Source organism: Sphingomonas sp. FUKUSWIS1, from assembly GCF_000733135.1.
In the GTDB taxonomy this organism is placed as follows: Bacteria; Pseudomonadota; Alphaproteobacteria; order Sphingomonadales; family Sphingomonadaceae; genus Sphingomonas; species Sphingomonas aerolata.
On the sequence record NZ_JPJC01000058.1, the window covers coordinates 1 to 21,399 of the forward strand.

Below are 21,399 nucleotides of genomic sequence, written 5' to 3' on the forward strand. Positions count from 1 at the left end.
CGCCTAGCTCTGTTTCAACCACGCGCCTGGCCGCGGCCGATCCCGGCTTTTTTCAACACAATCGCCCAAAAGCCGACATTCACTCTAGGACGGCGATTGTCTAGAAGCTGCCGATGGTTCAACTTCTTAGCAGCTCTTGGAGACGGTCGTGTTGCTGATGGCTCTCGCGTCGATGGTGGCCGGAGGCACGCATCGTCCTGCCGCTGTGCCTGTGCATCCCGCCAAACATATCCAGCCGACGATCGAGCAGCCCGGCACCGCCTCGCGTCGAGAGGATGCATTCCTGATTGCCCTAACGCCGCTGCTTGATGTCACCCGCAGACCCCTGTCCAAGGACGAGGTGGCCAAATCTTTGAACGTAGTGCTGACCGTGCTTCGCGACTTAGGATCAGACGGTGTCACCTATGCAGGCAACAACAACGCCGACGGCTGGCAAGCCGAGTTTTTCACGGTCGCTGACCGCTTTAACGTAACGGTTTCGTTCCGGGGTGCCGCAAATAATACTGAAGACGTCAGGGTTGATCACATCGGTGCCGAGCTGGCCGCACGAGGTTGGACTCGTAGTTCGTCGATTACACACCCCTTCCGGCTGGATTCATTCGTCAAGGACTGTCGCGAGGTTCGTATCGAGCATGATGGAATAACGACGATACAGTTTATGCTTCTAAATGTCTGTTGATGGATTGCGCAGAATCGAAGCAGCCGGTCCGCTTTTCCGCCACAAAGCGACTTTCGGTCCAGTATCGACCGGACGACCGCTAACGCCTAATCGCGGACATTTCGACGACCCGGGGGTGACCGCGTCCTAACGGCCGGTTAGGTAAGAAGGCTAGTGGCGATCGGAAGTCGATCAGCTGCAAGGAGAGCCCGCATGCTTTTTCACACCATGGTCGGATCGAACGATATTGAACGGTCGAAGCGCTTCTACGACACGGTGCTCGCCACTTTGGGGGCAGGCGAAGGGACGCGGAACATTGCCGACAGCGGCCATACACGGCTGATCTATAATAATGGCAACGGAACCAATTTCATCGTCAGCCAGCCGATTAACGACGAACCGGCAAGCGTCGCCAACGGCAGCACCGTCGCCTTTTCGTGCAACTCGCTTGAACAAGTGAAGCAGCTTCATGATACCGCGGTCGCCAACGGTGGCACCTCGATCGAAGCCCCGCCCGGCCCGCGTAATACCGCATCGCTGGGGACAGTCGAACTTGCCTATTTTCGCGACCCAGACGGCAACAAACTATGCGGAATTCATTTCCCTGCCTGATCTGTCCGACACGGGTCCGCTTTTGACCCTAGCGGACCCGGATTTTGCGATCGCGCGAATGTCCGCTTTCCACCACCAAGGGACGTTCGCGCCCCCTTTGGCGGCATCCTGAACGAACGGCTGATTACCGCGAGCGCGGCCCGAAAGCGGCCGTTCCGCTATCCACCAAACCCGGACATTCGTGCTTACTGCGTGGCGAGCCACCCACGACAAATTGCTTGATCAGAACACCGCCAGAAAGCGTGAGCGTTTACAATCCACCGGTCAGGACCTAGGGCAGCAGCTCGTCCAACTAGGCGCGGCCGGCTGCACGAAGATCTATCAAGAGAAGGTCAGCGGCGGGACGGCCGAACGGCCCCAGCTCAAGCGGGCGATCGGGGCGCTTGATGCTGGCGACGTGTTGATGGTCACCTCCACCGATCGCCTCGCCCGCAACACCCGCGATCTGTTGAACATCCTGCATGCGGTAAAAGAAGCCGGTGCCGGCTTTCGCTCGATCGCCGAACCAATGGTGGACACCACCTCCGAGTTCGCAGAGGTCATCATTGCCGTGTTGGGCGTGGCGGCGAGCTACGAGCGCCATCGTATCACCGAGCGCACCGCCGCCGGCAGGGTCCAGGCCAAAGCCCGTGGCGTGAAGTTCGGCCGACGTGCTGCCCTTACCCCTCATCAACAGGCTATAGCGCTACAACGGCTCGCCGCTGGCGATACGCAACGCACTGTCGCCGCCCTATTTAGTGTCGATCAGGCAACTATATCGCGACTGTACCGAACGAAGGCTGAATGGGTGGCTAACCCGGGTTGAAAGTGGAAAGTCCGCTTTCATTAGCTGTAAAGCTGCCTCATCCTACGATTGATGCAAGCCACCCCTTTTCCGTTAAATCTGGCTGATCTTCGCGAAATGTTTCGTCAAAACCATCCTCCCATGGAAAACTCCCTGCCTGGTCAGACCATACGAGTTGAAGGGACGGGAAGTCATCATTGCCGTAAAACCATCGACTCCAGCCTAGATATTGTTGATATTTTGATTTATCTATTTGAAAAAGATAAGCTGGATTATTAGAAAAGACCTCGTCAGTTCTTATTCCAACAGGGAGCATTACGCCGTCAGCTGCATCGTTGAAAATGTTCCAGAAGACAGTGTGAGCAAACTCGTCCTTCATCGAAAAAATAACAATCTCGGGCACTTTTTGCGTCACAAAAAAACCAGTAGTAAACGAGAAGCCAGGTTTATCTGCCTCAGCAAACACGCTTGTTCGAAACCAACCATGTTCGCGGATATTCGCGACGAACGCCCTTTCGGCATCATCCAGCGTATCTACTGAAGCGTCTAAAGCAGTGGCCATGATCAATCCGAATGCAAATGATATCCGCCTCTAAACGAAATGGTTCGGCGTGGAAGGTCAGAGATTCGGCGTTCCTACCGTCGCACAAGGGAACCCTTTCGCAACAATGGAAACGGCAAAAAGCGCCCACAATCGGCTGCCCCGGTGGGCAATTCGCACTTCCGAAAGCGAACATCCGTTCAGCACAATGATCCCGATTTTCCATAACCGAGCGGCAATCTCGGGAAAGAACAGTCAGAAACAGATTTTAAGAACGCGAACAAACCTGACGGTTGTCCGTGCCATCGGGCGGGGCCGCTCGTACGCCCTGCGTTAATTGCGGGATCCCAGAAAGCGCCCATCTGGACGCTGATTAAAACGAGCGCGTGCGATTGCAACTTTTCGTTAACGACTAATTTGTAGACATGGCATCTGATGAAATTAGCACCGCCGCTATTTGCTAGTGTCTTTAAAGCCGTCACAGTCGGTATAGCTTTGACTATTATAATCTTGGGTGCAAAAGCTTCCGACCGATGCGGAACTCGGAAATATTTCGTCATTATAACGCTCGGACCAATGCTGACGGTCTTAATCCGCATTGTGATCTGGAACTTGATTTGCTGCATATGTGGCTGGCGTGGGTCAGTTTTGGATCTTAGTGATGAGGGGCAGGCATTGCCAAATTGGATAGGAGTAGCCTTTATGACGGTAGTCGTATTAGCACTCTTACCCCCCGTCGTGCTCACTCCATGCTCCTTCAAGTTCCTCGATCCCTGACAATTCAGGCCGACCGTATTAGCAAATTTGCATCCAAATATTGGCATTTTGCTGCCAACTGAAATTCCTTTCCGACGCTTTCGAGAAAAATCAAAAGTGTGCCGAATGTCGGCTATAACGACCCGCATTCCCGAAGCTGCCGTTCCGTTTTCCACCAATTCCGGCCATTTCGCTGCCGTCCATGGCCTGACCATAGGTGTCATCGGCAGTAGCAGCAGAGCCAAAGATTGCCGGACTGCACCCCGCCAACCTTGAAGATCATTTGGCTCATGCTCGCACGAAGGTGCGCATATTGGGTGCAAATGTCTTCAATAATGTGTCGTTCTTACCCTGCTTCCCTCACGGCCAAAATGGCACAATCACTTACATATTGGCACCACTTGCATCGCTATTTATTCATGCGGAGACTTGGTTGATTGCTTCAGTCGCATGTAGCCGCGGTTGTTTTTGTAAAAAGGCGACCCCAAATGGCGGTGACATACGTGGAGTGAATGATGTCTGACGAAACTATTCAGCTAGACGCCGTCGAGCTTGCAACCGAGCTGACGATTGCATGGTTGTCGAACCCAAACACGCGAACATCAGCAGATGACGTTCCAGCGTTTCTCGCCCAGATGCACTCCAGCGTTCAATCTTTAATCGGCGGCGCCAACGAGGCGAACGCCCCTGTCGCTGATGCCGAGCAATATACCCCGGCAGTGTCGGCCCGTAAGTCGCTGGCCAACCCGGACTTCATCGTCAGCATGATCGATGGCAAGCCATACAAGACACTTCGCCGACACCTCACGACGCACGGCCTGACGCCAGAAGAATATCGCGAGCGGTACAATCTGAAGGCTGATTATCCGATGGTTGCAACGACCTATTCGGAAGCGCGCCGTGCGATGGCCCATAGGATTGGCTTGGGTAGCAGCCGCAGCGGCGATGGCACGGCATCGAAGGCCCCAGCAAAATCCAAAAAGCCAAAAGTTGAAACGGCCGAGTAAGTAAAAGCTGGCTTCCATTGGGGGCCAGCCTTTGGGCGGCAGGGGAAGGGCTGCTTCTGCCGCTCGTCCGTCCGGTCCGGCTTCTCACAGTGGCGAGAAGCCGGTATAGGTTACACCTCGATGCCCTCTGACAAGGTCAAAGCGTCTTCGACATCGACGCCAAGGTAGCGGACGGTATTCTCAATCTTGGCGTGGCCGAGTAGGATCTGCACCGCGCGAAGATTGCCCGACGCCTTGTAGATGATGGAAGCCTTGGTCCGCCGAAGCGAGTGCGTCCCATACTCTTCGCGGCGCAGCCCTATCCCGTTCACCCATTCGGCTACCAGCCGGGCGTACTGGCGGGTACTGAGCGGGCGGGCATGATCGGTTCGGCTAGGAAAGACATAGTCGGCAAGCGAACCACCTCGCCTCTCCAGCCATGCCAGCAAGCTTGCTCGGGCGTCCGCCATCAACTCGAACTGCACCGGCCTACCTGTTTTCGCTTGGACGACGATCGCACGGTTTCGGACATGGCCACCAAGGACGATATCGCCGATCCTCATCCTCACCACATCGCAACCACGCAGCTTGCTGTCGATCGCCAAGTCAAACAACGCGCGATCCCGTAGTCGCTGGTGCTGATCGAGGAAGAAGCGAATGGCCCAGACCTGTCGCGGCTTGAGCGCACGCTTGGCACCCACCTTGCGCCCGCCGTTCCAGGGGGAGCGTTTGCCTGCGATTGGATCGAACTCTGACGTACCCATAGCTTTCTCTCCGTGGCCATCATGGCCAAGGAGAAAACGGGCACGGGGTGGCACGGCTTTTCCGGAGGGCATTTACTCTGGATTGCTAGGTGCATTCAGTTTGAACTGTGGCATTCGAAAAGCAGTCGTTCCGCAGTCGCCCACACCCGGACCCTAGAACCGGACCGACCAGAAACGCTCGAAGTTCGGATGTGACCTTTCGAACTGCCTCCTGCTAATGTAATTTCGGTCTAAGACTAAGAAAGCGGAGCGGTATCGTGAAAAGGCAAGCGCTAACGATAATCCGTTTCCTCGCATTGGGCCTCGGTCTAATGATACTCGCTGCAATGTGGGTGTATGCCACGATCATGATCTGGGGAATTTCTTCTGGCGCCTTCTTTGGATACCGGTCAGCACCGGGTCCATCGTTGATCTTCATCGTATGCGCCGTATTGTCATACATCTGCGTAGCCGCTCTGCTCTTCAGCGCGACTTTGCGTCAGAAGTAACGAAGAGAGAACACCCGGAGGGCGGCAGCTCTCCACCAGATCGCGACGTTCGCACTGCTAATCAGCATTAGTCCGAAGCGGCCAGTCTGCATTCGCCCAATTTGAGCCGTTCCGCAGCTTACGCTCCGGCGCTAGAACCGAACGCTCGTAGATGGAGCGAGATGTGCCCAACGATCCGTGGCTAAGCGCATATGGTGAACCTTACGACCCCCGGCCCGCGATAGACGCTTGGCGTGCCGGACAGGCGGAGGATGCCGCGCAGGAACTATGGGGTAAACTCTACCACCAAGGCACCGTCAATTCGGCCTCGTATGCGGCGGTCGGCGAGATTGTCTTGATGATGCAGGAGCAAGCGGAGCCTGATTGGAACGCCTACTCGTTAGTGGCGTCAATTGAAGACGGTCGTTTGGCCCAGGGAAACCCACCGGTCCCGTCCGAACTCGAACAGGATTACGAAAACGCTTGGGCTGCTATACTCCCGATAGCATTACGACACCTTGGAGAAGCGCAGGACGATCTTGTCGTCAGGGGCGCTCTGGCCGTCGTTGCCCATGCCAAAGGTCAACATACGCTAGCGACCATCGCGCTCTGTACAGAGGACGAGCGGGTAGAAATGCTAGTCGGGTAGCGTCCGCTTTGCCTTCCGTTGTCCCGAAAGAAGCCGGACCGTTCTCCTCCTATCCCAGACATTCGTTGATGCAAAAATCAAAAGTTTTGCATCAACGCAGTGGCAACCATTCGATCGGCTTATGTTCAATGCCCCCGCTAAACCGGTACCCAAAGGCGCTCAGCTACCCAGGTGACGTTGGGGTGTCAGCAGCCGCTCTGTAATTGCTTCCTGGACATCCGCATCGACGGACGGGATTTAACTGCTATTTAAACTTGACCGACTGAAAAATTTAACTAGCAATTAAATCTCTTTAGGTGGAAAGGGCAGTTGATGTCGGTCGCTAAGATACGCAAGCAGGCGCACACTCTGATGTGGCTGATAACCGTTCCCTTTGCAGGGCTCGCGGTGCTCACGATGGTTCTGCTTGGGAACATCGTCTGGCAAGGCGGGCAATATGCGGACACGGTGGCAATCTACTACCTCCCCATGTTCCTCTATATGTGGGCCATATGGATGATCCGCAGCGCCCTCAAGGCGATCGCTAGGGGTGCTCTGTTTGATGGGGTAATAGCTACCCTTCTATTTCGCGTCGGGTTGGCATTGTTCGGCGGTGCCTTGTTCACGGTGATCGGCGTGCCACTGATGACGGCCCTGGTCTGGGGTAGCCCGTATCTAAAGACGTTTGAACCGTCTCCGGTAACGCTGGGCGTCGTGGGAGCCGCGTTGATGCTTCTTTCTCAGCTATTTGCACGCGCTGCGGCAATGCGCGACGAGATCGAAGGGTTCTTCTAAGGTGCCTGTCGTCATTACGCTCAATGCGATGCTCGCCAAACGGGCGATGACCAGCAAGCACCTTGCAGGCCAGATGGGCATTAGCGAAACACAATTATCTCTATTCAAATCCGGGAAGGTGCGCGGCGTTCGGCTTGGTACATTAGCCAAGATGTGCGCCGTGCTGGACTGCCTGCCCGGTGATCTCCTCACCTATCAATTTGATCCTGGCGACCTTCAAGAGGGCGCCGACGATTAGCCTGCCGTGCCTGCCGGCGTCCGTTTCTCTTGGTAGGTACAGTCAGGTTTTCATGCGCATGATGCGAAAATCACAAGTTTTGCATTATACGATGACGGGCAGAACCGTGGTCTGAATTTTGATGCACATTTCCGATGCGTTGTAGCAGTCAAATCTGCCGTTAGGATCGACAGGGAACAGGAGGCAGTAAATTATGAACCTATCAAATCCACTGACAGCGTTGCTCGTCGCTGCCGTCATTGTATCGCCGGCATTGGCTGAAACATTCAATTATAAGGCACCGGCTGGGGCTAACTTCCTGCTCCGCGATCAAGCTATTGGCTGTTATCGGGGGTACAGCTTCTCAACGTCGTCGACCCTAGCTGACGTTGCCGGTTATTATGACAGGCAAGCTCAAAAATCTGGCCTAAAGCGTTCTGTCGTTCAGCGCCGCCCTGGTTTTCGCTTCGCTAACTATCACGATGCTAACGGTTTTTCGTTGAGCGTGGCCGTGAATGCTCGATCAAAGCCGATCACCGCTACCATCATGTATCGCGGGAGCAACAGGCCACCGCGCTGTTAGCGTCCCTGATTTCAGTGCAGCCGCGATATTGTTGCCTGATCGACGTCGAACAGCGCTGCGACAGTGCGATGCGTGTCGCCAGCTGCAAGCCGCTGTAGCGCTTCTGTCTGCTGGTGAGGGGAAGGGCAAGCACGTCGGCCGAACTTGACGCCACGGGCCTTGGCTTGGACCCTGCCAGCAGCGGTGCGCTCGGTAATACGATGGCGCTTATAGCTGGCGGCAACCCCCAGCACCGCAATGATGACATCGGCGAACTGCGAGGTGGTGTCCACCATTGGCTCTGCAATCGAGCGGAAGCCAGCACCGGCTTCCTTCACCGCATGGAGGATGTTCAACAGGTCACGGGTATTACGGGCAAGCGATCAGTGGATGTCACCATAAGCACGTCGCCGGTATCGAGCGAGCCGATCGCGCGCTTGAGCTGGGGCCGCTCGGCAGTCGCGCCGCTGACCTTCTCGCGATAGACCTTCGTGCAGCCGGCCGCATCGAGCTGGGCGAGCTGCTGGGCTAGATCCTGCCCGTTGGATGAGACGCGTGCGTAGCCGTAAATCATGCCCCGATTGTGCATTGGATTTATGCATCGTGGAAGCGCCTGTAATTCGGCTGCTTTCCGCATGATGCAAAATCCGTGATTTGTGTATCACAAACGCGGAGCGTGAACGTCTGCCCTTGCCAGGCAGCGCGTTTATAAGCAGCAATCGCTGTATACGGTGCATCCGTGCTGAAAGGACTAGCCTTGCTGACACGTCGAGAGGTGATTGTAGCAAGCGGAGGCATTGCCGCCGCTTTGGCCTCACCAGCGCAGGCCCAATTCCCTGCTGATCTGTCTCCTCCCCCAGAAAGCGTCGACGCATACGGTTTGAACGATGCGTTGGGGCAGGCGACTTATTTCGATCGTGTCCTACGTGAGCTTGGCGAACCGGCCATCTTAACTAAGAACGCGAAAATTACCGGCCCGACATTCCGACTGACCGAGTCCTACTCTTTACGTCGGCCTCGGTCGGCTCGTATCATTTTCTTTCAGGAAGTTGAGCCTAGAGCCGTTAGCATTATCAAGGACTACGGCAATCAAACAGCGGTCGGTGCCAAACCCCTGACTGTATTGCGTTACCTAGATGGTCAGGATGCGACAAGACTTCGGCTATTGATCGATGACGAAGAGCGCTTTTGGAATGCGTCGTCGGTTCCCCCTGATTGGAGCTCAATTTCATGCAAGGCTCGTAACGGGAATCAGCCTTGTATGCCGGGTATCGATGGCGGCGAGTCATTACTTGAGGGTAGAGTAGGCGCAAAACTACATGCTATCCGGCGAAAAAATCCGCGCGGCACAAGTCTTTTCCAGCAACTCGTAAAAGAGGTTTTTTGAGTTGCTGCCGTGAGAGCTCCTCTTGGAAGACAAACATTCCCACTCTAGACGGCTGTGACTGGGCGATTGTGTTGAAAAAAGCCGGGATCGGCCGCGGCCAGGCGCGTGGTTGAAACAGAGCTAGGCGCGCGCGGCGCCTCAGGCGGGTGCCATCTGCGCTGGCATCGGGATCAGCTTGGCCATCTTGCGGAGGTTCTGGGCGGTGGCAGCGAGGAGGAACTCGTCTTTGGCACCGTTGGGACCTCTCAGGCGCAATCGATCCAGCTTCAGGATGCGTTTGAGGTGCGCAAACAGCATCTCGACTTTCTTCCGCTGGCGGCGGGAGGTCACATAGGCGTCGGTGGTGGCAATATCGCGGGCCAGGTCACGAGCGCCTTCGTGGATGGAGCGCGTGACCTTGCGGGCCGGCACGTTGGGCGTGCAGCGTTGCCGCAGGTCGCAGCCGGCGCAGTCCTGCTGGCGGGCGCGATAGCGGATGAAGCCGTCCTGGCCGACATCGCCGCGGGACTGCGTGAAGTTGCGGTTGCGAGGGCGCAGGCGATTGCCGGCAGGACAGACATAGCTGTCGTCGCCCAGGTCATAGCGGAAGTCCGCCCGCGCGAAGGTGCCGTCGCGGCGGGCCGACTTGTCGAACACGGGGATGTGCGGGTGGATGTCGCGATCGTGGACGAGCCATGCGAGCATCTCGGCCGAGCCATACCCCGTGTCCGCTGCCAGTCGTTCGGGCCAGACGCCGAAACGGTCCTGCACGCGCTCGATCATCCGTTTGCAGGCGGTCACTTCGGCCTGCCGGATCGCGGTGCTCGGCTCCACGTCCATGATGACGGCATGGTCGAGATCGATGAGGTAGTTGGTCGAGTAGGCGTAATAGGCCTGCCCGCCATGCGCACAGGTCCAGCGCGACGCCGGATCCGCCGGCGCCAGAAACTTCGGCACCACCGGCGTGGCCGCCCCGAATGCGGCATCGTCGAGGACGGCAAGATACTCGCGAACGGCACGCGCGTTGGCGTCGGGCGGCAGACCCTCGCTACCCGGGCCGCCAGTCTGACGATTGGCATCGGCCCGGATGAGGCTCGCATCGACAGCGAAGCCTTCGCCACCGACCAGACCCTCGGCCATGCAGCGCTCGACCGTCGTTTCGAAAAGCCGGCGCAGCAGGTCGCTGTCGCGGAAACGGCCATGGCGGTTCTTCGAGAAGGTGGAATGGTCGGGTACGTCGCCCTCCAGGCCAAGCCGGCAGAACCAGCGATAGGCCAGGTTCAGATGCACCTCGTCGCACAACCGGCGCTCGGAACGGATCCCCATGCAGTAGCCGATGATGAGCATGCGGATCATCAGCTCGGGGTCGATCGATGGCCGTCCCATCTCGCTGTAGAACGGCTTCAGATGTTCGCGGATGCCCGACAGGTCGACGAACCGGTCGATCGAGCGGAGCATGTGGTCCGCCGGCACATGCCGCTCCAGACTGAAGCTGTAGAACAGCGCTTCCTGCGCTACCGTCCGCTCGCCCATCATCGGCCCGTCTCCGCTCACCTGGCGAAGATTGAATCAGACCGCCGACACTACTGCAAGGCCGACTTTTTCAACACAATCGGGCATCAGCTGCTGGTCGCTTTGCGCCGCTGCGTTGATGCAAGTCTTTTTTGAGCTCTTTTTATCAAGACCGAAGGCGATTGTATATCTTAGTAGGCACTAGTCGTCAATGATCAAGTATTAACCGCAAGTTATTTACGATATCCCACGACGATCCGAACGCCTGGTGCCTCGACGCTACCTGTTGTTGCAAGTTCAACAACGTGTTCGGTGGGAAACCAATAGGCCGGTATGGGCTTACCATCTTTTATCTTCCGGTTGATCTTAAGAGCGATATCAATCGAGTTTGCAATATCACGAACGGCAGAGACATTAGGAACCTTTGCCATAACCGCGCAGATTGGAGTTTCTGCGTCGGATTTATGAAGAAGTAAAAGACTGCCCTTAGACAATAGAGGTATCGGCAACCCCACCGGCTTTCCAGCCTCGGAAGCTGACACTGCGCTCCACCCATCTTTCTTCAGATTTTCAACATTCACCTGATGACTATCAACCGCTGCAAGGCAAGACTGGACGCCCTTTACGACCTCCGGCGTTTTAGCCGCAGGAAGCGTGTCAGCTGACGCTAAGGACGCTGTGAGGCCCAAAACCAGGCATCCATATAAGATTTTCACGGGTACCCTTCACATGACGGCAAGCCGTCTAACTATTACTGACCTGCGCGATTTCAGCAATGTCTGGCAACGGGCAGTTCCAGCGTTGCAAATGGAACCCCTTTTGCGGCGCGGCGCGTATAACTTCGCTTCTCGAAATAGGATCCCTCGCGAGAAAGCCGGATCGGGCGGAACGCCCAAACCCGGTCGTTCAGTCTGTACGCGCAAGATCCTGAAACCTGACGTTCGAGCCATAATCAGATTCCCGTTTTCCATGTCCGGCAGGCAATTTCGGCAAACCCAATTGGAAACAGATTTTGAGAAAGCGGCTCGTTCGGCGACGACGAAACCATTGCCGCACCACGCCTTTCCCGCTGGACCTTCCCAATCGGGAAAGTTCAAAGCCGGACCGGCAGCCTGTATGCCGTGAGGCCAAAACCCGGATGGCAATAATCGAGAAAGATTGCCCGCTTCCGTTCATTCAAGCGGCAACCTGACATATCGTTTCGAAGTGATATTGAACAAAAGATTGGATGAGAGGGTGCCCTGATGTTTAGCTGGCCTGTAATTTTCTCGTTTTCTGTCGGGCTTGTCGCTCTTGCTACGGCACCGTGTAGCGGTCAGTCCCTCTCACACGATCAAATCAATGCTATTGATACCGCAGCTACCAGGGCACTCGCCGACAGCGGGGTGCCGGCCGCTTCGATTGCTATCGTTCGGGACGGGAAGCTTGTTTACTCCAAGGCATATGGCTTCCAACGCGAAGGCCAGCCGGCCCGCACGGATGCTCGCTACTCGATAGGCTCAGTCTCCAAGCAATTTACCGCGTCTGCGATCTTAATCCTCGCTGACGAAGGCAAACTGTCTCTGGACGATAGGGTGTCCAAATACCTACCCGACCTTACGAGAGCTAATGATGTAACGATCCGGCAGTTGCTCGATCACACAGCCGGATATCGAGACTACTGGCCGCAGGATTATGCATTTACGGATATGAAAAGGGCAACAACCCCTGATGAAATACTAAGTCGTTGGGCAAAACTGCCGCTCGACTTCGAGCCCGGTACGCGATGGCAATACTCTAACACTGGCTACGTCGCGGCGGGTCGGATTGTCGAAATAGTATCTGGGCGATCGCTCGCAAGCTATTTACAAACTCACGTGTTCGCGCGTCTCGGCCTAAGGCCAGTTGAAATCGACTCCGGACTAAACGACGCTGATCCGCAAGGGTTTACCCGAGATGCACTTGGTCCAATCCGTGCCGCCCAACCGGTCGCAGCTAATTGGTCTTTCGCGGCAGGCCAGTTCGCAATGACTGCGGCCGACTTAGCGCGCTGGGATATATCTGTAATTAATCGCAGCCTGATGTCGGACGTAGCCTACAAGGCGCAGGAACGTGAAACCGTTTTGTCGAATGGGGTTGGCACAAACTACGGCCTCGGTGTCACCGTGGCGTACACAAACGGGCATCGTGTCATTGCGCATGGGGGAGGTCTTGTCGGGTTCCTTACCGAGAATAGGATCTATCCTGACGATCACGCCGCGATCGTCGTCGCGGACAATGCCGATTTCGGCAACGCGCAAATATCCATCGCAGATGCAATTGAGCAGCAATTGTTTGCCAACAGCAGCGGTGTTGATCGAGCCCGCATGATTTACAATATGGTGCGATCCGGGACGCTTGACCGTAGCATTTTCACATTGAATGGAAACTCCTACTTTTCACCTGAAATGACTTTAAAATACTATTCAAGTCTCGCACCGCTTGGTGAGCCTAAAAGCGTGATACAGGTACAATCCGACATTCGCGGTGGGTTCACAAGTGAGCAATTCTTATTTGATCTCGATAGTCGAAAGCTTGGAGTTTCGCTGCGGGCAGAACCCGGCCCAAAAGGGAAAGTTGAAGAGTTTATCGTGACTCCGATAAATTAGAGGCACTGACCATTCTGGCTTCCCGCTGGACAGTTAGCTTGTGGGTTGCCGACCATTCCCATTTCTCGATCCTTTTTGAGAAAGGCCGCAGCATCAGGCGACGTCCGCTAACGCCATCTGCTTCCCAATAGCGGACGGTCCGCAATCCACCAATTCCGGCCATTCCGCTTCCGCCCAATTGCGGACGTGGCCGGCGTATGACATGACCTCGCCTGAACGGGAGCTATCAATGTCGAGTTGGACCACGCGGCTGAAAAACCGGATGCATCCACGACTACGAATGTTCTTCGAGAGGCTGTTTCTGCTGGTTGTCACCTGGCTTGCCGTGACCGGTGCGATTGAGATGATCCGAGGCAACGCTACCTTCAGCCCGTTAGTCCTGACTGGTCTGGTTTTAGGATGCGCGTCAGCTGCTATCTTCAAGCCTATTCCGCTCGAATACCGTCAGCCTGCGGAATAGGCCGCTCGTAAGGTAACGTCCGCTATCCACCAAACCCGGTCGTTCAGCATTCGTTCGCGCCTAGCGTACGCAAAACTCACTTTCGTGTCGTGACCCCTTAATGTCCCATCAGCATCACCGGCTTCGTGCAGTCTTTACTGCAGGGCCGGTCTCCCTATCATGCCATGAAAGGGAGCCGGGAAGTGGCAGTAGAAAAAGTTGCGGAGGTCCATGACACTATGGACGCGCTAGAATTCATCGCGGACATGACGGGCTCCCTGGCATGGCCTGTGGCCGCAGTTGTGATCGCCTGTGTATTTCGTTCTCAGATCAGCCGCTTGCTTGCGAAGATTCGTAAGGTGACGTGGGGCGATAAATCTGCCGACTTCACTGACCAACTAGATAAGATCGAAGCCGCGGCGCTCGTTGGCCCGGCCCCCGTGACCACGCAAGATCATGTCGACGCAATAGGTCGTTCCGATGAATGGAAACACGATCCGTTGTTTAGTTCCGTCGACCAGCGTTACCAAAGCCTCGTGTCTGTAAGTCCAGAGGCGGCTATTCTCGATGCTTGGAAGCCTGTCGAGAAAAAGCTGCGGACTATTGCAGGGAACCGCGAAGAGCTTATCGGCGCGTCAGCTGGCGGAAAAGTTCCTAAAAGCACCGACGCCCTGCTACGTAGCTTTGTAAAGAGTGGGATAATTGGAGGTGCGACGTATCAAAACCTTTATGCCATGCTCAAGCTCCGGAATGAAGCGGTACACCTTGATAATGTAACAGCCGTTGACGCAATAAGGTTTTACGACTTGACCCAACAGGCCCTGCAAGACCTATCCTACTTTGACAAAAGAATACCGACTTGACCAAGATGGTGTCCATTGTGGAAGTTTAGTAAGTTAAAAGTCTAAAATGGGCCCTTACCCTCTTTGCATTGGTGCTTGGCCTTCCGGTTTTGGCCAGCGTGGTTGGCTGGCTGATATACCGATGTAGCGGATTTCTTGGCTGACTATAATGCCCTGCTGAGTTCAATCAGGGTAGCAAGATGGGGATTGCTAACGGCAGCTTTCCACCACTGACCTTGCCCCCGTCACACGTCTCCCTTGACGTGAAGGCCATGCTGCCAAGCTAATTTGCCGGGCAAGCCATTTCTGTTCGAAGGCCATCGGACTGGTATAACCCAGCGTCGAATGAAGCCGTCGATGGTTGTAGAAGGCGATCCAGTTCATCACCTCCACCTTGGCCAGGCGCCGCGTGTCGAAGCGCATGCCATGGAGCCGCTCGACCTTTAGCGAGCCGAACAGCGTCTCGGTCACGGCGTTGTCCCAGCAATCGCCTTTGCGGCTCATCGAGCTAGTCATCTTAAACGCAGCGACGAGCTTCCGGTAATCGTTGCTGGCATGTTGGCTGCCGCGATCGGATTGGAAGATCAGGCCCGGCGCGGGATGGCGCCGAAACCAGGCCATACGCAACACATCCATTACCAGCGTCCGGGTCATGCGCTTGCCCATCGCAAAGCCGACCACCTGCCGGTTGAACAGGTCGATCACCACGGCAAGGTAGAGCCAGCCCTCTTCGGTCCAGATGTAGGTGATATCGCCCGTCCATACCTCGTTTGGCGCATCTACGGTGAAATTACGCGCCAGCAGGTTCGGCGCCACCGGCAGATCATGTGCGCTGTTCGTGGTTGCCTTGAACTGCCGCTTGCCAGGCGCGCGCAGGCCGCAGGCCTTCATCATTTTGCGAACGCGCTCCTTGCCCGCCCGGATGCGCCGCGTGGCATGCTCACGCCATATCCTAGGCCAGCCATAGGCCCCCTTCATCACGGTGAAGACCGCTTTGATGTGAACCGCCAGTGCCGTGTCGCTGAGCTGGCGGTTTGGCTGGTTCGGCCCGCCATCTGCGGCGTGGCGTAATTGGTGCTGGTGATAGCCGCTGGCGCTGACCTGCAAGACGCGGCACTGGACTACGATAGGCCAGATATCGCGATGTCGCCCGATAAAGGCGTACCTCACCGCGACTCCCTCGCGAAGTACGCCGTCGCTTTTTTTAAGATGTCGCGCTCCATGCGCACCCGCGACAGCTCCGCCTTCAGCCGCGCAATCTCCATCTGTTCGGCAGTCAGATCCTTGCCCCGAACGTCCCGGAGACGACCTGCAGCCTCTGCTTTTACCCAGTTATCCAGCGATTGCGCAGACACGCCCAGCGTCCGCGCCGCTGACGCCAGCGTCTCTCCGCCCCGCATCAACCGCACTGCTTCCTGTTTAAACTCAAGCGTGTAGCGCGCCCTCACTCCGTCCTTCATGCGAATATCCCTCTGCTGATGGATTCCTATCAGCCAAGGGAGACGTCAGGCAGGGGCAAGGTCAGGCAATAGACTGTGCGGTTTGACATGCACCCTAGTCCTTATGTTTATAATAGCCCTCTTGCTTAGCCAGAGCATCAACTGCGCGCTCAATAGCCGTTACAAGCGACCACCCCTTGTCCTCACGAATATGCTGCAAGGTCTGGTACCTACCCGCCGTGATTCGTGCGTAAACCGTCCCCAACGTGCCTCGTGACGGCCGACCACTTGACTTAACTCGATCGTCCATGACGTTCCTTCAGCCATCGTGATATGACGCCCAACTTTAGTCCAGCCGGGGCCAAAGACCCTGAGAGTGTTGTCGCGCGGCTATGATGGTGAAGCAAGGGGCTGCGTACGCGTTCTAGGTGACTGTTTCGTCGCCTGTTACAGCCGTGGACGACATTGCTGTATGAAAATTAGTCCCTCGAATTACACGACAACCTCGCCCATCTCGCCGACCGACAAGAATTGTGGAATCACTCGTCAAGGTATCATAAGCCATCTGTAACCGATGCACCGGTCGTCATCAGAGAGATTTTCATGCCGAAAAACCCCCGCTGTGCGCGTTCGTAACTCATCATTTCGACGTGAACAGATGCTCCATGTCAGCCGCCTAACGGCGGTTACGATCGCGAGAGTCGCAAAGTGCAGTAGCGCTTTGCGACTCTCGCGATCGCTTTCATTTCGTTTAATCACGCGACTTAATGTGTGCCATACGTCTGCTTAAATCGCTTGTGAGACACATTGACTGTTCAGATAAGCGATGTAGTCAAAGGTTGGGTGGAAGAAGGCGCGGTCACCACCATGACGGACCTTGGCCGGAATACCGCCAAAGAAGGCGTCGATTCGATCCTGCCGTTCTGAGATCAGCAAAGGGGTCGGTGCGACCTCGCGCGGGTAGTAATAGTCCGGCAGGCCAACGATTTCGTCGGCATTGAAGACGACATAGGAACGCAGAAAGCGGATCATCTGGTCAGCGGTCGCACCGAGCAGATTGGGCATTCCGGCCTTGCGGAAGGTCGAGGCATAGACGGAGAAAGACGGTCTGGCATCGCGGTTGATCTCGCCGCCCAGTTCGCGGGCCTGACGGGCGGTCATCCAGTAGCGGCTGCGATAGCCGTAGGTGTCGGCGGTCGCCCAGAGCCATAGGGCGTTTATTCCGGTGTACGGAACGCCCTCATGGCGCAGTGGCCTGCCGCCCTCGCCGGTAACCGACCAGGAGCGTTGCCACGGCAGGGTCCCGGCTTCGAGCCGTGCGATGATGGCGGCGGTGATGTCGGCCGCAATGTCGCGGGTTGTAGCGGTCATGACGCTGTCCTCGTTAGCGGTGAGGAAAAGGCACTGCCGGCACCGCGAGGTCGCGGGCCGGCAGTGAGGCTGCTCAGAATTGAACCGTCGTGCCGCTATTCGGCCGCGACGATCTCGTTCACATGGTCATCGTTCTGGTGAGCGAGTTCGATCTGGGCGCTGCCATTCGTCTCGACCCCGTCCGTCCCGATATCGTCCGGGCCGTCACCGACCAAGGCGGCAAGATCGTCCTCGCCGGTGTCGTCGCTGTCCGCCTCGATCAGGTCCGCGAGATCGCCCTGCCCGCCTTCGTCTTCGCTCTCACCCGCGACGACAGTGTCGCTGAAGCGCATCGCGGTCGGCACCCACTTCAGGGCAGCTTCCTTGACGTCGGTCTCGACGATCGCTTCGCCAGCGAAGAGCTTCTGGCAGGATGCCGAGATCTCGGTCTTCTTCTCGCTCGCGTGGCGGCTCGACAGCGCTGGGCCTCCGACCTCGTGAAGCAGCGAGATCAACGACCCCTTGGAAACCCGGTCGAAGAAGTTCTCCGACGTCGGGCGCCACCAGCTGGCGACATCGACCTCGAGGATGCTGGCCATGCGGCCGTGGAGCGGGTTCTGGCGATTGGAGCCGTAGGACTCCTTGGCCTCCAGCGACGTCGCGACGATGTACGCCAGCCATGCGCTCTTCACCTCGTCGCCGAGCGCGCGGAATGCCTCGAACCGCATGACCTTGTTGTCGGACTCGCCCCACGATTCATCGAGCCCGTCCCGTACCTCGGCGAGGTAGTCGCGCGCGCGCGATCCCGGCATGTTGGTCGACAGGATCGGATCCTGCGGGGCATGGGCGCTGATCGTCGTGCCGTCGTTCGAGGAGGTGCCACGCCGCGCATCCACCATGGCGAACAGCATATAGTCCAGTGCCAGGCCGGGACTGGCGATCAACGACGCCGCCAGAACATCGCGACGCTGCATCGCGAGCTGGTCGCTCAGAACCTGGCTGAGTGCCTTGCCGCCCGGCGCTGCGTTATCGGGGTCGACCTCCTTGGGACTGCCTGCCGTCACCGGCGTCGCCGCGCCTTCCTCGATGCGGAAAGTCGGCTCCGCCCGGACCCGTTCCGAGCCCTCGCCCTCGCCGTCGTCAACCCCGTCGTCCGTCTCGTCGGTCTCCCCGTTACCTCCTTCGACCGGTTCCGGCTCGACCACCGTCACGCGGATCGGCGTTTCGCTGTAATAGGTCTCATCCAGGACCATCGTACCGGTCTGCGACAGCGTCAGAAACGCGCCGACCCGCGACACGAGTTCAGCGGGGAGTACCGAGGGGCGACGTTGCAGCGCTTCGAGTTCCTCGCCAAGCGCATCATGCTCTGCATCGCAAGCGGTGAACGCCTCTTCGGTGAGCTCGTCGTTCTCCATCTCCTGCTGCAGTTCGCTCATGCGCTGCTCGATCTCGTCTACGCGCTGTGCCTCGGCCGGCGACATCGGCTGGACCGGCAGGGCGATGCGGTGGAGGCTGCGGGCCGCATCCCAGGTGCTGTGGCTGGCGACAGGCCGGATCCACGCAAGACCGCGTTCCTCGCCGATACGCTTGGCTTCCGCTTCCATCATCGCGGCCGCGAGGGTCTGTGCGATCTCGGGGTTGGTCCAGCGCTCGCCGGCGTTGCTGAACAGGTCGCGGTCGACGACGCCGCCTGCGGCCTCATAGGATTCGACGCCGACCAGGAGCGCGATCGGATCGTTGGCCCGCATCGTGTCGTTGGCGATGATGCGGCGGATGGCATCGGCGTTGTAGTGAACCATCGAGCTATAGGTTTGCCAGACGCGCAACTGACGCTCGTGACTGCCGGTCGAGGCGTATGCCTTGGCCATGTCGAGGGTCAGTTCGCCGTTCGCGAGAGCAGAGAAGATCGGCTCGGCAAGATCGGCCAGGCGGAGGCGACCGTCGATGAAGCGGCGGGTAACGCCAAAGCGCTTGGCGACAGCGTCGATATCGGTGCTGCCGTTCAGGAAGTGCTGGAAGGCGCGGCATTCCTCGGCCGGGCTGAGCTTCATGTGATGGAAGCTGACCGCGAGCGAGGTTTCGGTCAGTTCGGCATCGTCACCCTTCAGGACGCGCACCGGCACGTCATACTTGTCGGGGTTGATGACGCCGCGAGCGACCAGCATGTTGAGCGCACGCCAGCGCCGGCCACCATCGAATACCTCGAACGTCCCGCGTGGCCGCGAGACCGGCGTAACGAGCAGGTTCTGGAGGACGCCGCGGGCTTCGAGGTCGGCTGCGAACGGCTCGATCTGCAGCGATTCATCGGGGGCGGTGCGGACGTTGCTGGCTGAGAGGCGGAGCTTCGAGAGTTTCACGGACTGGATCATGGGAAATCACCCTTCGTTTCTGAGCATCCGACCATTTTCGGACACCATCTCCCTTCCCCCTTTCCTCTCCTTGCCGTTTTGGATCCCTCGGTTTAGCTCAATGGTATTGTTCGATTAAGTATTGCCTGTGATGACCCAGCTATTATCTAGCGGCGATCCTCAAAGCGCTCTCACCTATTTACGGAAGAAATTGATGACGGATGATACCAATGCGGTCGAACTTGCAACCGAACTGACCATTGCATGGCTGGGCAACCCGAATACGCGGACTTCAGCAGACGACGTTCCTGCGTTTTTGCAGTCTATGCATGCGGCTGTGGCGAAGCTGAGCGGTAAACAGAGCGTAGATGCTCCGGAAGCGCCTGCACCAGAGTACACGCCTGCGGTAACCGCGCGGAAGTCGCTTGCCAGTAAGGATCACATCATCAGCATGATTGACGGCAAGCCTTACAAGACGCTGCGTCGTCACCTCGCTACCAATGGAATGACCCCGGCCGAGTACCGCGAACGGTATAATCTCAAGGCGGATTATCCCATGGTTGCGGAAACCTACAGCGAGAGCCGTCGCGCCATGGCTAAGAAGATCGGCCTCGGCCGTAAGCCTGGCCAGACCGTTCAGAAGGCTGAAGAGCCTGCGCCCGCACCTGCTCCTGCCAAGCCGCGTCGCAGCGCGAAGCCCGCAGCAACCGCAGACGCCGAATAGTCAGTCGTGAGGATTGGCGCTTGGTCGAAAGCCAGGCGTCAACGCCTGGCTTTATGAGCCGTGCTCATGAGGTAAAAAACAAAAGGCCGCCCCGGGAGGGGCGGCCTTTTCCATTGTCAGCCACTACTGGCTTAAGCCTTAGAGCTGGACAGCCCCGCCAGCGGGGGTCGCACTCATCAGGTTTGCCACGAGCGGCGTGTAACAATGAGACATTCGATCACCTCCTTTCAGTTGTTGAACAGTGAAACGGGTATGGGCGAACCTATCGAAGGTTCAAGGATTACAGTCAGATATCCATAAGCCGATCGTTCCAGGATGCATCCCGATCCACGATACAGCGTCGAAGCGAGTTATCTTGGGTGATGGCACGCCTGGCCTCGTATGTTCGTCGCTACCATTAGGAGCCGGTACATTGAACGGACCTAGATATACAATCAGCGTCGGCAGGCCGGCTCGGGTGACGCAAAACACCTGTTTGTCGCACAGTGGTGTTTCAGATCGGGTTTCCGATCAATTGCTTGCCGAACGGCCATTGTGGGAAGGAAAGCAGACCGTCCGGTATTTGGGAGGGCAGATGGCGTTAGCCGACGTCGCCTGGCGCAGCGGCCTCTCTCGAAAAGGAAGGTCTTAGGCATTCCCGTTCGGTTGGGTTAGTGCCCCCAATCAACAGGAGCTAAATCAATGCGTTACGTAATCCGTAAAGACGGCGAAATGTCCACGCTGGGAGTTCATCGAAACAGCTTTGATGAAGCGCTCGCTACCGCTGCCGAAATGATCGCAATGCGCGACGACGAAAACTCAATCGTGGTGGAAGACACTTGGGAAAATCGCACAATCGATGAAACCGAAATCGCCTCATTGATTGATGCAAGGTCGCCTGATCCCATGCCCGAAGCGTAAGGCGGTCCCTAAGGACGGGGCTCCGGGTACAGGCGGGTCTAGCGATTGCGCGCTCTGGCTTGTCTCTGCGCCCTCCGCTTGA

The 21,399-nt window shown here is 57.1% G+C and carries 20 protein-coding genes and 1 pseudogene; 13 read left to right on the plus strand and 8 right to left on the minus strand.

Annotated elements, in window-relative coordinates; genetic code table 11:
- Positions 1-148 precede the first annotated feature (148 nt).
- From sphsw_RS04575 to sphsw_RS04585, 3 genes are all read left to right on the plus strand, one after another.
- Entirely contained in the window at positions 149-679 is a 531-nt protein-coding gene (locus sphsw_RS04575; RefSeq protein ID WP_152555386.1) for a hypothetical protein, read from the plus strand.
- 192 nt (positions 680-871) lie between these two features.
- A complete protein-coding gene (locus sphsw_RS04580) occupies positions 872-1,270 on the plus strand; it encodes a VOC family protein (protein WP_031439576.1) in 399 nt (132 codons plus the stop codon).
- A gap of 214 nt (positions 1,271-1,484) precedes the next feature.
- A complete protein-coding gene (locus tag sphsw_RS04585; protein WP_031439577.1) occupies positions 1,485-2,075 on the plus strand; it encodes a recombinase family protein in 591 nt (196 codons plus the stop codon).
- Between the two features lie 37 nt (positions 2,076-2,112).
- On the opposite strand, the gene sphsw_RS18675 is transcribed toward sphsw_RS04585, so the two are convergent.
- A complete protein-coding gene (locus sphsw_RS18675; protein ID WP_081874132.1) occupies positions 2,113-2,616 on the minus strand; it encodes a DUF4262 domain-containing protein in 504 nt (167 codons plus the stop codon).
- A 1,250-nt stretch (positions 2,617-3,866) separates the two neighbouring features.
- Here sphsw_RS18675 and sphsw_RS04590 point away from each other — a divergent pair.
- Complete coding sequence (locus sphsw_RS04590; RefSeq protein ID WP_031439578.1) at positions 3,867-4,358, plus strand: MucR family transcriptional regulator; 492 nt, start codon at positions 3,867-3,869, stop codon at positions 4,356-4,358.
- Positions 4,359-4,468: 110 nt separating this feature from the next.
- Here the strand turns inward: sphsw_RS04590 and sphsw_RS04595 are convergent, their stop codons facing one another.
- Positions 4,469-5,101 (minus strand): tyrosine-type recombinase/integrase, encoded by a 633-nt coding sequence (locus sphsw_RS04595; protein WP_031439579.1) that lies wholly within the window; start codon positions 5,099-5,101, stop codon positions 4,469-4,471.
- Positions 5,102-5,752: 651 nt separating this feature from the next.
- Here sphsw_RS04595 and sphsw_RS19220 point away from each other — a divergent pair.
- The 3 genes from sphsw_RS19220 to sphsw_RS04605 all read left to right on the plus strand — a co-directional run bounded on the left by sphsw_RS19220 (position 5,753) and on the right by sphsw_RS04605 (position 7,229).
- Complete coding sequence (locus tag sphsw_RS19220; RefSeq protein ID WP_152555387.1) at positions 5,753-6,217, plus strand: hypothetical protein; 465 nt, start codon at positions 5,753-5,755, stop codon at positions 6,215-6,217.
- A gap of 312 nt (positions 6,218-6,529) precedes the next feature.
- Entirely contained in the window at positions 6,530-6,991 is a 462-nt protein-coding gene (locus sphsw_RS04600; protein WP_031439580.1) for a DUF2975 domain-containing protein, read from the plus strand.
- A gap of 1 nt (position 6,992) precedes the next feature.
- Positions 6,993-7,229, plus strand: coding sequence for a helix-turn-helix domain-containing protein (locus tag sphsw_RS04605; protein WP_031439581.1), 237 nt, complete (start codon positions 6,993-6,995; stop codon positions 7,227-7,229).
- A 573-nt stretch (positions 7,230-7,802) separates the two neighbouring features.
- Here the strand turns inward: sphsw_RS04605 and sphsw_RS04610 are convergent.
- A pseudogene (locus sphsw_RS04610) lies at positions 7,803-8,344 on the minus strand (recombinase family protein).
- A gap of 165 nt (positions 8,345-8,509) precedes the next feature.
- On the opposite strand from sphsw_RS04610, the gene sphsw_RS19225 reads away from it, so the two are divergent.
- Positions 8,510-9,157 carry a hypothetical protein gene (locus sphsw_RS19225; protein WP_152555388.1) on the plus strand — a complete coding sequence of 216 codons (648 nt, stop codon included), beginning with the start codon at positions 8,510-8,512 and terminating at the stop codon, positions 9,155-9,157.
- Positions 9,158-9,295: 138 nt separating this feature from the next.
- Here the strand turns inward: sphsw_RS19225 and sphsw_RS04615 are convergent, their stop codons facing one another.
- Both sphsw_RS04615 and sphsw_RS19230 read right to left on the minus strand, forming a co-directional pair.
- Positions 9,296-10,672, minus strand: coding sequence for an IS1182 family transposase (locus tag sphsw_RS04615; protein WP_031439582.1), 1,377 nt, complete (start codon positions 10,670-10,672; stop codon positions 9,296-9,298).
- Between the two features lie 209 nt (positions 10,673-10,881).
- Entirely contained in the window at positions 10,882-11,364 is a 483-nt protein-coding gene (locus sphsw_RS19230) for a hypothetical protein (RefSeq protein ID WP_152555389.1), read from the minus strand.
- A 528-nt stretch (positions 11,365-11,892) separates the two neighbouring features.
- Between sphsw_RS19230 and sphsw_RS18680 the strand changes: the two genes are divergently transcribed.
- The 3 genes from sphsw_RS18680 to sphsw_RS04625 all read left to right on the plus strand — a co-directional run bounded on the left by sphsw_RS18680 (position 11,893) and on the right by sphsw_RS04625 (position 14,577).
- Positions 11,893-13,275: a serine hydrolase domain-containing protein gene (locus sphsw_RS18680; RefSeq protein WP_081874131.1), complete on the plus strand. Its 1,383-nt coding sequence runs from the start codon at positions 11,893-11,895 to the stop codon at positions 13,273-13,275.
- A gap of 202 nt (positions 13,276-13,477) precedes the next feature.
- Complete coding sequence (locus tag sphsw_RS20275; protein WP_152555390.1) at positions 13,478-13,735, plus strand: hypothetical protein; 258 nt, start codon at positions 13,478-13,480, stop codon at positions 13,733-13,735.
- A 182-nt stretch (positions 13,736-13,917) separates the two neighbouring features.
- Positions 13,918-14,577, plus strand: coding sequence for a hypothetical protein (locus tag sphsw_RS04625; RefSeq protein WP_152555391.1), 660 nt, complete (start codon positions 13,918-13,920; stop codon positions 14,575-14,577).
- Positions 14,578-14,766: 189 nt separating this feature from the next.
- Here the strand turns inward: sphsw_RS04625 and sphsw_RS04630 are convergent.
- The 3 genes from sphsw_RS04630 to sphsw_RS04645 all read right to left on the minus strand — a co-directional run bounded on the left by sphsw_RS04630 (position 14,767) and on the right by sphsw_RS04645 (position 19,714).
- Positions 14,767-16,016, minus strand: a protein-coding gene (locus tag sphsw_RS04630) for an IS3 family transposase (protein ID WP_443024368.1) whose coding sequence is annotated in 2 segments (ribosomal slippage) — positions 14,767-15,767 and positions 15,767-16,016 — 1,251 coding nt in all. Because the reading frame shifts where the segments join, the coding sequence is not laid out codon by codon here.
- Between the two features lie 765 nt (positions 16,017-16,781).
- Entirely contained in the window at positions 16,782-17,366 is a 585-nt protein-coding gene (locus sphsw_RS04640) for an ArdC-like ssDNA-binding domain-containing protein (protein ID WP_052380845.1), read from the minus strand.
- A 95-nt stretch (positions 17,367-17,461) separates the two neighbouring features.
- Positions 17,462-19,714 (minus strand): ParB/RepB/Spo0J family partition protein, encoded by a 2,253-nt coding sequence (locus sphsw_RS04645; RefSeq protein ID WP_042466580.1) that lies wholly within the window; start codon positions 19,712-19,714, stop codon positions 17,462-17,464.
- A gap of 193 nt (positions 19,715-19,907) precedes the next feature.
- Here sphsw_RS04645 and sphsw_RS04650 point away from each other — a divergent pair, with 193 nt between their 5' ends.
- Together sphsw_RS04650 and sphsw_RS19235 are read left to right on the plus strand one after the other, a co-directional pair.
- Complete coding sequence (locus sphsw_RS04650; protein ID WP_031439589.1) at positions 19,908-20,417, plus strand: MucR family transcriptional regulator; 510 nt, start codon at positions 19,908-19,910, stop codon at positions 20,415-20,417.
- A gap of 681 nt (positions 20,418-21,098) precedes the next feature.
- The gene (locus sphsw_RS19235) at positions 21,099-21,317 is read left to right on the plus strand and encodes a hypothetical protein (RefSeq protein WP_056060132.1); all 219 of its coding nucleotides are present in this window, start codon (positions 21,099-21,101) and stop codon (positions 21,315-21,317) included.
- Positions 21,318-21,399 lie beyond the last annotated feature (82 nt).